Origin of the sequence: Accumulibacter sp. (assembly GCF_029255145.1) — a bacterium.
In the GTDB taxonomy this organism is placed as follows: Bacteria; Pseudomonadota; Gammaproteobacteria; order Burkholderiales; family Rhodocyclaceae; genus Accumulibacter.
This window is the reverse complement of sequence record NZ_JAPUVQ010000051.1, coordinates 1-11,342: the sequence shown is the minus strand read 5'-3', so window position 1 is coordinate 11,342 and position 11,342 is coordinate 1. Positions and strand designations below refer to the sequence as shown.

Here is an 11,342-nt window from a genome sequence, read left to right as displayed (position 1 = left end):
CAACGGCCGTCGATGACCTGCCCGTCCAGGATGAGAATGGGTTCGTGCTGGCCGTTGGCCGCAATGTCCGCCGTCAGCCCGGCAAGGGCTGACGCATCCATTTCCGGGAAGATCTCGGCTGCGGGGTGCAGCGAATAGGGAGTCATTCTGGGACCTCCCTGACATGGCGAGCGCAAACTTCGCCTTGCCCGTCTTGACGGTACGTGCCGGTACGAAGGCACTTCTGAGCGACTCGGGCCACGCGTTGAACTTGGTTTCGGAGATGCGGTAAGCGATCTCCACGAACTCGGCGGGGTCGTCGCCGCTGGCGGCGATGCGGCGAGCGATCTCGGCGAGCTTGGCCTGGTCCCACTCGACCTTCTTGGGGAGGTCAGCCGTGATCCGGACTGCGCCGTCGTCGAAGTGGACGACGCCCGTGTCCTTGCCTGAGGCCCGCCGCAGTTGATGAGCGCGGTGGGCATACTTCAGATCCACCGCCCGGTCGATGTGCTCGACGACAGTCTTGGCGGCTGCCAGCAGATCGGCAGCGTCGCTCTTGATCCGGAACAGCGACTCGCTGGATTCGTTCGCGAGTTCGGCGGCCGGCGTCGTGAGGATGTGATGGAGGGAGCCGGTACTCATGCGGCACCTCCGGCGGCGAAGGCGCGCTCGCTGGTGCTCCGGTGCAGGCTCGCAGCCTCGTAGGCCTCGATGTCCTCGACGCGGTACAGGACGCGACCTCGGAGCTTCAGATAAACTGGCCCGATCCCTTCGGACCTCCAACGTTCCAGTGTGGCCTCGCTGACGTCCCAACGGTCCGCCAGGTGGCGTTGGTTGAGGTGTTTGATACTCACGTTTCTCTCCTTTCAAGTGATTGCGAAAACGTGGCGTCAGTTTGGAAGTCGGCATGTACGGGCATCTACCGGCGCCATGTACGGGCTGATGTACGGGCGCAGGCAAGATGAGGAAATTCGCGCCCCGAAAAGCAAAAAACCGCCCGAAGGCGGTTGTCTGTGTAACGGGTAGCGGAGTCAGTCGAGCCGAAAGCCGTACTGTCCCTTCTCCGGGTTAGCGAGGTAATCCCTCCATTCTTCATTCCCGCTGAACAGACTCGAAATCCGCGTGCTCTTGCCGGTCTCCTTATCTGGGTAGGCCGCCGCGAGAATCTCCCCGGCGCCCACCAGCCATCTTCCATTGCAAGCCTGCTCGTACAGGTACTTGACGGCGGCGGCTTGGCGCCGGCCTCTGATGTGCCAGGGCTGTGTCTTGCTGCGGATCGTGAGCACATGGGTGTACTCGTCGAAGTACACCGGCAGGACGGGGCGAAGCGTGCCATCCCCCGGCCTGGTCAGAATGCGATGCAGCAGGTCGACATCCATGCGTGGGTCAGGCAGGAAGTCGACAACCACGCCGTGCAGGGCAGCAAAGCGGTAGTTGCGTGGTGGCCGCACGAACTCGGGCAGCACCGTGCCCGTTGTCAGAATGAGGCCCCGATCCGGCAGTGTTTGCGCGTGGAAGTGGCGGAATAGGAGATCGACGCACGACGCCAGCCCGCGTACGAACCAAATGTCGGTGTGAGCCGGTCCGATCCGGGCCTTGCCCATATGCCAGAGACTGCCATCCAGCAAAGGGGACTCGATCCCCTTGCGAAGGGCCACGGGAATGTCGAGCAGGTCGGCGACGACATGCAGGAGCTTCGGCGCGCGTACGGCGTAGACCGCCACCTCCGACGCCGCGACAGATTTTCTGCGAAACGTCTCCGGACACCGATAGCGGTAGCGCGTGGGATCGCTATCCTCCTGCAGTTCGACCGGCACGCGCTCGTCACCGCAGGGCGCCGGAAAGCACCCGGAGTAACCGACGCACTCCGTCCATTCCGCGAGTTCCCGGGCGGACAGGGAGGTCCTGTGCAAGACGTCCCATCCGGGCACGCCGCGCAGACGTTGGCCTTCGGCGTCTGTGAGCGACTGGCCCGACCGGTCGAAGAGGTCGAGCAACTCAAGCAGCGACGGCGTCGACAGGGGCTTTGAGGGCATCGCCGATCTCCTTCACCAGATGCCATTGGGCGAGCAGGCGGTCACACAATGCCCGGTCCTTTTCACGCTTGGTCTTGATGTTGCACTTGTTGCCCTCGCGCAAGATGACAGTGATCGTCCGTGCCCGGTCGTTGCCGACCTTTTTCAGGCGGATGGAGAGCTTGGCGTAGTTCAGATGACGGGGGCGAAAGTCGAACGTGGAACTGACGAGTTCCCGTGCAGCGGCATAAACGTCTTCGGGATCGTTCCACCGACTCTTCACCAGCAGCGAGCGGTGGTTCGATCCGCCGTACCCGAGCTCGACCACCTTGACGAATGCCACGTTCTCGCCAGCCACGTTGAAGTTGCGCGACGCCGCGAGACTCTGGTAGTCGTACTGCTTCAGCGGAATCCTCTCGCCGGAGATTGGCGACTGCAGCAAGGCGTCTGCCACGATCCGGGCCAGTGTCTCGCGGCCATCGGTGTCCTTGGTCAGCACCTCCAGATGACCGTGCGCAGGCTCGTAGGTGACATGCGAGGAGACCGCCCGGATCACCTCCTGCCCAAAGAGTTCGCTGTCCTGGACGCAGTCGATGATCTCCGGCGGGCGGTTGTGGTGAATGCTGACCTGGTACAGGGCGACGTCCTCGCCAGTCTGCGTGTCGGGGCGCAGACGCCTGAAGATCTGGACGGCCACCGCATCGACCGCGCAGCCGAGATGTTCGGCGACAGTCTGATGGAAATCCACCCTTGAGGCCTCGTCGTCCTTGATCGACAGACCCTTGGGGGCCATGAACCCCGAGTAGCACGACGGGCTTTGGCGGAAGACGTCGGCCTGCCGGGCATCCAATGCTTCCTTGAAGAGTGCGGGTTCATGGCAGTAAAGCCACAGAGCCCGCTCGTACTGGTTGCGGATCGCGGCGAAAGTCTCGCGGTCGGCATCATCAAAGATGTCGTCGCGAAAACCTTCGATGACGTCCTGCCCGGCACCATCCGACATCAGTACGAGTCGTTCGGCCAACTCCTCGATCGGCTGCCGCACACTGACCGCGAGGGCCGAAAGGAAGTTATCCATGGCGGCCCGCTGTTCCCGCTTGGCCTGCTTCGCGTTCAATTCCGGCATCGCCACATCGAACTCGCTGACCATGAATTCACTGAAGACCGCCGGCGGCAGGTGGCCGAGCAGTTTGGAGAGGTTCTCTGCATCGTTCATCGACATTTCCCTTCACAAAGGTATGGATTGGGTGCTTATCAGCCCGAGCAACCCATTCTTCTTGTTTGGGTGTGTAGACCGATTGCGTTCGGCGTGCCGAACTTTGCGAATTATCGCTGAGTGCCGCATATGTTGTCAAACGGGTACGCAAGCGTTCGGCAGAGTGGTAGTATTCCGCGCCTGATATGGACCCTTAAGGAGAGAGCAGTGCCATCACCCCTGGGTGACAAGATGCGAACCCTGCGAAAGCAGAAGCGGCTCAGCCTCGAGCAGTTGGCCGAACTGACGGATTCCAGCAAGAGTTACATCTGGGAACTGGAGAACAAGGACGTTCCCAGGCCGTCTGCCGACAAGATCGGCAGGATTGCCGCGGTGCTCGACGTGACGTCCGATTACCTGCTCAGCACGGAAACGTCGTCTCCCGACCAGCAAGTCCTGGATCAGGCTTTCTTCCGGAAATACCAGGGCATGCCCGAGGACACCAAGAAGCGGTTACGGCAAATCCTTGATGCCTGGGACAACGACGAGTGACGGAACCCAAACGGCCGATGGCCGAGGCCAATGGCATCTCGGCATTGCTCAATCAGGTCCTCGGGCCTGAGCGCTTCCCGGTCAAGGTGGCCGAACTCGCGCTGGAGTACTCGCAGCAGCGATTTCCCAAGTCGCCGATCACCAAGGTTCATGGCGCGACACTGCCTTGTCTGGAGGGCATGCTCAAGCCCAACAAGGACCGTACGCGGTGGCTGATCGTCTACGACGCCGCGGTCACCTCGCCGGGACGGACCCAGTTCACCATCGCGCACGAATTCGGCCACTACCTGCTGCATCGCGAGTTGCCGGGGCAAGGGGAATTCCTGTGCTCGACCGAGGATACGGCGGGATGGAGCGGCGGTGTCAGGGCGATGGAGAGTGACGCAGATAAGTTCGCGGCCACACTGCTGATGCCTTTCGACGACTTCCGGCGCCAGGTGGCCGGCGCGACGGTCAACCTGGACGTGCTGGGTGCCTGTGCCGATCGCTACGGTGCGTCCATGCAAGCGGTGATCAGGCGCTGGATCGAGTTCACCCCCGAGCGTGCGGTGATGGTGGTCTCGCGAAGTGGCTTCATCCAGTGGTCGTGGTCGAGTCAGACGGCGATGAAGACCGGGGCTTTCTTCCGGTTCGGCAGGCAGACCATCCCGATTCCCGAAGGGTCGCTGGCGTCCAGTCCGATGCGTAGTGTCGACGAGCGCGAGGGCATCACTGTACCCGCCCGGATCTGGTTCGCCGGGGAGCCTGACGATATGCCCCTTCGCGAGATGCGCATCGTTTCGGATCAGTACGACTTCGTGATCTCGCTGCTCGTCATGCCGGACCGCAAGCCATGGGAAACCCAGGAAGAAGAGGACGCGCCGGGTCTCGAAAGCGCCATCGAGCGGTTCGAACGTCGCGGGCAGCGGCCCCTCCGATAACCGTCGGACCGGACTTTCCGCACCGATCCGCAGCGCTCCGCAACGGCCCGAAACTCCCTCGTGGCGGGGGATGCGGTCCCTCCGGACAATGACGCTTCAAGCGAGTTGGATGGACAAGGACCGATACCCATGCGTGAAATCAGACAACGTGCAGCTTCGCAAGTCGAGAGCGTAACGGGGCGCAGCGACTGCCAAGCCAACCATCAACCCGCGGAGCACATGACCGCGGCACAGCGTCGGTGCGAGATCGCGTCGTTGCTGGCCAATGGGCTCATCCGCCTTCGCAGTTCCGGGCAGTCTCCGCAGGCGGGAAACCTGGCGCGAGAGAGCGAGTTTGAGCTTGCCTTCTCCGGCGACCAGCGCGTTCATTCACACCCCGCCAACAACGAATAGTACGGAGTCATGATGAACACGTCCACGCGCATTCCCGCCACGCCGCCATCGGTCCTGGCGCAGATCGCTAGGTTGCCCGAGCTGCCAATGCCTGAAATCAAGGCGCTGTGGCAGAAGCTGTTCGGCGCCGATACGCCGAACTACAATCGGCCGTTCCTGGAACGTCGTATTGCCTACCGGCTGCAGGAGATCGAGTTCCGCAAGGTCGATGCCCACCTGCTGGAGCGAAACCAGCGTCGGATCGCTTCCCTTCTCGAAACGGGCAAGGTCAAGAAGCGCGACGGCGAAACCCGTCCCGCGGCGGGTACCGTGCTGACCCGCGAATACCGCGATGTCGAATACCGCGTCATCGCCACCGCCGACGGGCAGTACGAGTTCAACGGCCGGATGTACCAGAGCCTGTCGATGATTGCTCGCGAGATCACCGGAACCCGCTGGTCGGGACCGCTGTTCTTCGGGCTCAAAGGGCCGGCCAAGCCGGATCCGGCCGTCAAGAAAGGAACCCGGCGATGAGCGAAGCCCTGAAGCGGCGTGTGCGCTGCGCCGTCTACACGCGCAAGTCCACCGACGAGGGCATGGACCAGGAGTACAACTCCATCGACGCGCAGCGCGACGCGGGCCATGCCTACATCGCCAGTCAGCGCGCCGAGGGCTGGATTCCGGTGGTGAACGATTACGACGACCCCGCTTTCTCCGGTGGGCACATGGAACGTCCGGCGCTCCGGCGGATGATGGCCGACATCGAGTCCGGCCGGATAGACGTGGTCGTGATCTACAAGATCGATCGACTGACGCGCAGCCTGGCGGACTTCTCCAAGATGGTCGACGTCTTCGAGCGCTACGGCGTTTCCTTCGTCTCGGTGACGCAGCAGTTCAATACCACGACGTCGATGGGACGGCTCATGCTGAACATCCTGCTGTCTTTCGCGCAGTTCGAACGTGAGGTCACCGGCGAACGCATCCGCGACAAGATCGCCGCGAGCAAGGCGAAGGGAATGTGGATGGGCGGCGTGCCACCCCTGGGCTACGACGTCGATAATCGGCGCCTCGTCCCGAACCAGCAGGAAGCCAAGCTGATTCGGCACATCTTTCAGCGCTTCGTCGAACTCGGTTCGAGCACCGCCCTGTTCAATGAGCTGAAACTGGACGGCGTTACCTCGAAGGCCTGGACCACGCAGGACGGCAAGGTCCGCAAGGGCAGGCCGATCGACAAGGGGATGATCTACAAGCTGCTGAACAACCGCACCTATCTTGGCGAGTTGCGGCACAAGGACCAGTGGGTTCCGGCGGCGCACCCGCCGATCATCGAACGCGAGTTGTGGGACAGCGTGCACGAGATCCTCGCCATCCATTGCCGGGTGCGCGGCAGCGCCACCCAGGCGGTCGTGCCCTTCCTGCTCAAGGGCATCGTGTTCGGCAACGACGGGCGTGCCCTGTCGCCCTGGCACTCGACGAAGAAGAGTAACGGGCGCCGTTATCGGTATTACATCCCGATGCGCGATACCAAGGAGCAGGCGGGCGCGTCGGGTTTGCCGCGCTTGCCGGCAGCCGAACTGGAATCGGCGGTGCTCGAACAACTGCGCGGCATCCTGCGTGCGCCAGCGCTGCTCGGCGATCTGCTGTCGCAGGCGACTAAACTGGATCCGACCCTGGACGAGGCCAAGGTCACGGTGGCCATGACGCGCCTCGATGCAATCTGGGACCAGTTGTTCCCGGCCGAGCAGACCCGCATCGTCAGACTGTTGGTCGAAAAGGTGATCGTTTCACCCACCGATCTGGAAGTGCGCCTGCGCGCCAACGGCATCGAGCAAGTGGTGCTGGATTTGCGTCCGGAGCCCGCCGAACGGCGGCAGGAGGCACTGGCATGAACGGGATTCGGATCCAGAAGACCGGAGCGCCGGATGTCATCACCGCCAGCGATGGCAAGCTGACCCTGTCGGTGCCGATTCAGATCAAGCGCCGCAGCGGGCGGAAACTGGTCACCTTGCCGAACGGTGAGGCTGGACAGCCCAGACCGTGGGATGTCGCCGCCACACCGATGCAACTGGCGCTGGCCCGCGGCCATCGCTGGCTGGCCATGCTCGAATCGGGCGAAGCCAGATCCATCACCGAACTCGCGGCCCGGGAGAAGATCGACAACAGCTACATGTGCCGAATGCTCAACCTGACCACGCTGGCGCCCGACATCGTGGCGGCGATCCTGGATGAGACCGTGCCTCCTCACGTCACAGTGCATGAGCTTGCCATCAGTCCGCCGGTGTTGTGGGAGGAGCAGCGGGAGAGGATCGATGTGGTTGGCGAGGGAGTGCAGGACTGATCGGCCGCGTCCGGGCCCATGCCGTGTAGTGGCCGCAGACGACCCGTTTCCGCCGTTGAGCTTTCAGGAAAGCTCAACGTTCAAGGTCAGGGGCGCAGAGTTAGGCTGTTGATTTGCATCTAATTTGACCCTGGCCCCTTTGGCGCGCCTTTGGCGCGACACAAGTGGGTCAACACGGTCTTAGGCAATCTCAAGACCAGCCTTTCGGGTTGTTACCACGCGCTGGCCTTCCGAAAGTATGGCGCTCAGTACCTCGCAGCTTTCGCCTACCGATTCAACCGCCGATTCGATCTCAGGACTTTGAACGCGCGGCTCCTGGTCGCCGCAGTAACCTGCGCACCGCAGCCCGAACGCTCGATTCGGGCGGCTGACGTTCGTTGCTAATCAGGTTATTGTTTGCGTTGACCTCTGCAAATATGAAAAAATGAACCTTGTTGATCGGTGAGAATAGCTGTGTTCGCCTTTCGGCGCGGCAGATAAACGCTATTCGTTACGCTATTCGTTAGTCTTCATTGGCGCCTTATTTGTTCGAGTTTGCAGACTTGTAGTTATGCATCTGGGATAACAATGTTCCCCGGTGCCTGAATGCGTTCTTTTCGGGAGAGCCTTATGAAACGACTCAATTCGGTCGCTCGATTGCTTGGCTTTACGGTGGCGTCGGCGGTCTTGTCTATCTCTGGAATGTCGTCGGCGCTTGCTCAATCCAGCGCAACGGGCAAGCAACCCAATATCATCCTCATCCTGTCCGACGACTTCGGCTACGGCGACTCGGGACCGTATGGCGGTGGCGCCGGCCGCGGCATGCCAACTCCCAGTCTGGACCTGTTGTCCAAGGAAGGGCTGACCTTCTATTCGTTCTACGCGCAACCCAGTTGCACGCCGGGCCGCGCTGCGGTGCAGACCGGACGCATCCCCAACCGGAGCGGCATGACCACCGTGGCCTTCCAGGGTCAGGGAGGCGGCCTGCCAAAGGCGGAATGGACGCTGGCTTCCGTGCTCAAGCAGGGCGGCTATCAGACCTTCTTCACCGGCAAGTGGCATCTGGGTGAGGCCGATTACGCGTTGCCCACGGCACAAGGCTACGACGAAATGAAATATGTCGGGCTCTACCATCTGAATGCTTACACCTACGCTGACCCGACCTGGTTCCCCGACATGGATCCGAAGTTGCGTGCCATGTTCCAGCAAGTCACGAAGGGCGCATTGTCCGGCACGGCGGGCGGCAAGGTGACCGAAGACTTCAAGATCAACGGTCAGTACGTCAACACCCCGGACAAGGGCGTGGTCGGCATTCCGTACTTCGACGAATATGTCGAGAAGGCGGCTGTGGAGTATCTGGACAAGGCGGCCAAATCGAGCAAACCGTTCTTCATGAGCGTCAATTTCATGAAGGTGCACCAGCCAAACATGCCGCACCCGGACTTCCAGCTCAAGTCGATGTCAAAGAGCAAGTATGCCGATTCCATCGTCGAGAACGACACCCGGATCGGCCGCGTCATCGAAAAGGTCCGCCAACTCGGCCTCGACAAGAACACCTACATCTTCTGGACCACGGACAACGGCGCCTGGCAGGACGTTTATCCCGATGCCGGATATACCCCGTTCCGTGGCACCAAGGGAACGGTGCGCGAAGGCGGCAACCGTGTGCCCGCGATTGCCGTCGGGCCGAACATCAAGCCGGGGAGTGTGAATCACGAGATCGTCGGCGGGCTGGACTACATGGCCACGTTCGCCGCCCTCGCCGGGGTCAAGCTCCCGCAGAACGACCGTGAAGGCAAGCCGATCATTTTCGACAGCTACGACCTCAGCCCGGTACTCTTCGGCACCGGCAAGTCGCCGCGCAACGAATGGTTCTACTTCACCGAGAACGAACTCACACCGGGCGCAGCACGGGTCGGTAACTACAAGGCCGTCTTTAACCTGCGTGGCGACAACGGGCAACCTACGGGTGGCTTGGCAGTCGACAGCAACCTGGGATGGAAGGGAGCGCAAAGATATGTGGCCACCGTGCCCCAAGTGTTCGATCTCTGGCAGGACCCGCAGGAACGCTACGACATCTTCATGAACAACTACACCGAGCGTACCTGGACCCTGGTCACCATCAGCAAGGCGATCGAAGACCTGATGAAGACTTATGTCAAATATCCGCCACGCAAGCTGCAAAGCGAGGGTTATGACGGACCGGTCGAGTTGTCCAAGTACGAAAAATTCAAATACATCCGCGAGCAACTCATGAAGGACGGCATCCACATCGGCTTGCCGAGCGGAAACTGAGGTTTCCGCCAATTGAGTTATCACCCGATGGCGAGGCTATCTTTGAAGATGCGCCCCGCCATTTTCATGATTCACGAAGGAAATCGACATGCGGAATCTGCTCGTCAATGCACTGTTCGCAGTGGTGCTGTTCGCGAATTCGGCCTTTGCCGCCGATCCCCTGCCCTCCTGGAACGATGGCAAGGCCAAGCAATCCATAGTCAACTTCGTCACCAAGGTTACAGAGGCAGGTTCGCCGGATTTTGTGCCGGCGCCGCAACGCATCGCCACCTTCGATAACGATGGCACGCTGTGGGCCGAACAGCCGGTCTATTTCCAGTTGCTTTTCGCGATTGATCGCGTCAAGGCGCTAGCGCCGCAGCATCCGGAATGGCAGACGCAAGAGCCGTTTGCCTCGTTACTCAAGGGCGACCTGAAGGGCGTCATGGCTGGCGGCGAAAAAGCGCTCCTGGAAATCGTCATGGCCACGCACGCCGGCATGACGACCGAGGAGTTCGAGAAAACCGTTAAGGACTGGCTTGCGACGGCCCGGCATCCCAAGACCGGCAAGCTCTATACGGAAATGGTCTATCAGCCCATGCTAGAAGTGCTGACCTACCTGCGCGCCAACGGATTCAAGACCTTCATCGTTTCCGGCGGCGGTATCGAATTCATGCGGCCGTGGACCGAAAAAGTCTATGGTGTTCCGCCCGAACAGGTCGTCGGCAGCAGCATCAAGACCCAATGGGAAGTCCGTTCCGGCAAGCCGGCGCTCGTTCGCCTGCCGGAGATCAACTTCATCGACGACAAGACGGGCAAGCCCGTCGGCATCAACGCGCATATCGGTCGCCGGCCGATTGCCGCCTTCGGCAACTCCGACGGCGACCAGCAGATGCTCGAATGGACGCAGGCCGGCAGTGGCGCACGCTTGATGATGCTGGTGCACCACGACGATGCCAAACGCGAATGGGCTTACGGACCGGAATCGAAGATCGGCACGTTCAGCGATGCGCTCATGGCGGAAGCCAACCAGCGTGGCTGGACCGTCATCAGCATGAAGAACGACTGGAAAAAAGCGTTTGCCTTCGACAACTGATCCTGAGCACTTTGATTGACTTACAGCAACTGCGGGAAGCCGCAGAAAAACCAGAGCATGCCAACTTGATAATTAAGGATTAACCATGAAACTCCATCATCTATTTACCGTCGCAGCGGTTTCATTGTCTTTTGTGACTGGCAGTGCCATCGCTCAGGACAACAAGGCGAGCAAGCAAGCGGAGATCCGTAACGTAACACAGGCGAGCCTGGAGAAATTCTATAAGGCAGAGCCCAAAATCAAAGGCGAAGTCAGCAAAGCCCCTGGCTACGCTGTCTTTACCACCTACGGTCTGAGCTTCTTGGTCGGTGGTGCAGGCGGCAAGGGTTTAGTGCATGACCGCACGACGAAAAAAGACGTCTTTATGGAAATGGCCCAGGCAAATATCGGGGCACAGGTTGGCGCGTCGGAGAGTGAAACGCTGATCATCTTCCAGACAACCAAAGGGATGCACGAATTCATCGCCAAAGGTTGGGAATTTGGCGGCGGCGGCGGGATTGGTGCCCAATGCTCTCAACGTATCAGAACAAAGTCATACCCCGTTCTTGTAAGCATGTGATAAATGTGGCTTTTGCGTGAATTTTCTGGGGGATGACCGGTTTGGTTTAATCTGGACGAGGTTCTT

13 protein-coding genes and 1 pseudogene are annotated in these 11,342 nt (G+C 60.7%); 10 read left to right on the top strand and 4 right to left on the bottom strand.

The genetic code is table 11. From position 1 onward, the window contains the following. The 4 genes from Q1L50_RS05805 to Q1L50_RS05790 form a co-directional block, all read right to left on the bottom strand. Positions 1 to 621, bottom strand: a 621-nt coding sequence (locus Q1L50_RS05805; RefSeq protein WP_366145216.1) for a hypothetical protein, incomplete at its 3' end; no start/stop codon positions are given. Beyond that, positions 618 to 833 carry a helix-turn-helix domain-containing protein gene (locus Q1L50_RS05800; RefSeq protein WP_300336656.1) on the bottom strand — a complete coding sequence of 72 codons (216 nt, stop codon included), beginning with the start codon at positions 831 to 833 and terminating at the stop codon, positions 618 to 620. The genes Q1L50_RS05805 and Q1L50_RS05800, both read right to left, overlap by 4 nt. Before the next feature lie 177 nt (positions 834 to 1,010). Continuing rightward, complete coding sequence (locus tag Q1L50_RS05795) at positions 1,011 to 2,015, bottom strand: hypothetical protein (protein WP_300336654.1); 1,005 nt, start codon at positions 2,013 to 2,015, stop codon at positions 1,011 to 1,013. After that, positions 1,978 to 3,207, bottom strand: coding sequence for a hypothetical protein (locus Q1L50_RS05790; protein WP_300336652.1), 1,230 nt, complete (start codon positions 3,205 to 3,207; stop codon positions 1,978 to 1,980). The genes Q1L50_RS05795 and Q1L50_RS05790 overlap by 38 nt, the downstream gene beginning before the upstream one ends. A gap of 207 nt (positions 3,208 to 3,414) precedes the next feature. Here Q1L50_RS05790 and Q1L50_RS05785 point away from each other — a divergent pair, with 207 nt between their 5' ends. The 10 genes and pseudogenes from Q1L50_RS05785 to Q1L50_RS05740 all read left to right on the top strand — a co-directional run bounded on the left by Q1L50_RS05785 (position 3,415) and on the right by Q1L50_RS05740 (position 11,276). Beyond that, a complete protein-coding gene (locus tag Q1L50_RS05785) occupies positions 3,415 to 3,738 on the top strand; it encodes a helix-turn-helix transcriptional regulator (RefSeq protein WP_300336650.1) in 324 nt (107 codons plus the stop codon). After that, a complete protein-coding gene (locus tag Q1L50_RS05780) occupies positions 3,735 to 4,658 on the top strand; it encodes an ImmA/IrrE family metallo-endopeptidase (RefSeq protein ID WP_300336648.1) in 924 nt (307 codons plus the stop codon). The genes Q1L50_RS05785 and Q1L50_RS05780 overlap by 4 nt, the downstream gene beginning before the upstream one ends. Positions 4,659 to 4,787: 129 nt before the next feature. Then, positions 4,788 to 5,051 carry a hypothetical protein gene (locus Q1L50_RS05775; RefSeq protein ID WP_300336646.1) on the top strand — a complete coding sequence of 88 codons (264 nt, stop codon included), beginning with the start codon at positions 4,788 to 4,790 and terminating at the stop codon, positions 5,049 to 5,051. 12 nt (positions 5,052 to 5,063) lie between these two features. Then, entirely contained in the window at positions 5,064 to 5,564 is a 501-nt protein-coding gene (locus tag Q1L50_RS05770; RefSeq protein WP_300336644.1) for a DUF2924 domain-containing protein, read from the top strand. Further along, positions 5,561 to 6,919 carry a recombinase family protein gene (locus tag Q1L50_RS05765; protein WP_300336643.1) on the top strand — a complete coding sequence of 453 codons (1,359 nt, stop codon included), beginning with the start codon at positions 5,561 to 5,563 and terminating at the stop codon, positions 6,917 to 6,919. Before Q1L50_RS05770 ends, Q1L50_RS05765 begins: the two co-directional genes overlap by 4 nt. Further along, positions 6,916 to 7,368, top strand: a complete 453-nt coding sequence (locus tag Q1L50_RS05760; protein ID WP_300336641.1) for a LacI family transcriptional regulator — start codon at positions 6,916 to 6,918, stop codon at positions 7,366 to 7,368. The genes Q1L50_RS05765 and Q1L50_RS05760 overlap by 4 nt, the downstream gene beginning before the upstream one ends. Before the next feature lie 162 nt (positions 7,369 to 7,530). Then, a pseudogene (locus Q1L50_RS05755) lies at positions 7,531 to 7,752 on the top strand (transposase); the annotation flags it as partial. 225 nt (positions 7,753 to 7,977) lie between these two features. Beyond that, the gene (locus tag Q1L50_RS05750) at positions 7,978 to 9,642 is read left to right on the top strand and encodes an arylsulfatase (RefSeq protein ID WP_300336639.1); all 1,665 of its coding nucleotides are present in this window, start codon (positions 7,978 to 7,980) and stop codon (positions 9,640 to 9,642) included. 88 nt (positions 9,643 to 9,730) lie between these two features. Continuing rightward, positions 9,731 to 10,717 carry an HAD family hydrolase gene (locus Q1L50_RS05745; RefSeq protein ID WP_300336637.1) on the top strand — a complete coding sequence of 329 codons (987 nt, stop codon included), beginning with the start codon at positions 9,731 to 9,733 and terminating at the stop codon, positions 10,715 to 10,717. An 85-nt stretch (positions 10,718 to 10,802) separates the two neighbouring features. Continuing rightward, positions 10,803 to 11,276, top strand: a complete 474-nt coding sequence (locus Q1L50_RS05740; protein ID WP_300336635.1) for a hypothetical protein — start codon at positions 10,803 to 10,805, stop codon at positions 11,274 to 11,276. Positions 11,277 to 11,342 lie beyond the last annotated feature (66 nt).

What these genes read in the sequence shown, in the direction of transcription:
- Q1L50_RS05795 (WP_300336654.1), bottom strand. Translation starts at nt 2,015, where the DNA reads ATGCCCTCAAAGCCCCTGTCGACGCCGTCGCTGCTTGAGTTGCTCGAC.
- Q1L50_RS05790 (WP_300336652.1), bottom strand. Translation starts at nt 3,207, where the DNA reads ATGAACGATGCAGAGAACCTCTCCAAACTGCTCGGCCACCTGCCGCCG.
- Q1L50_RS05775 (WP_300336646.1), top strand. Translation starts at nt 4,788, where the DNA reads ATGCGTGAAATCAGACAACGTGCAGCTTCGCAAGTCGAGAGCGTAACG.
- Q1L50_RS05770 (WP_300336644.1), top strand. Translation starts at nt 5,064, where the DNA reads ATGAACACGTCCACGCGCATTCCCGCCACGCCGCCATCGGTCCTGGCG.
- Q1L50_RS05765 (WP_300336643.1), top strand. Translation starts at nt 5,561, where the DNA reads ATGAGCGAAGCCCTGAAGCGGCGTGTGCGCTGCGCCGTCTACACGCGC.
- Q1L50_RS05760 (WP_300336641.1), top strand. Translation starts at nt 6,916, where the DNA reads ATGAACGGGATTCGGATCCAGAAGACCGGAGCGCCGGATGTCATCACC.
- Q1L50_RS05750 (WP_300336639.1), top strand. Translation starts at nt 7,978, where the DNA reads ATGAAACGACTCAATTCGGTCGCTCGATTGCTTGGCTTTACGGTGGCG.
- Q1L50_RS05745 (WP_300336637.1), top strand. Translation starts at nt 9,731, where the DNA reads ATGCGGAATCTGCTCGTCAATGCACTGTTCGCAGTGGTGCTGTTCGCG.
- Q1L50_RS05740 (WP_300336635.1), top strand. Translation starts at nt 10,803, where the DNA reads ATGAAACTCCATCATCTATTTACCGTCGCAGCGGTTTCATTGTCTTTT.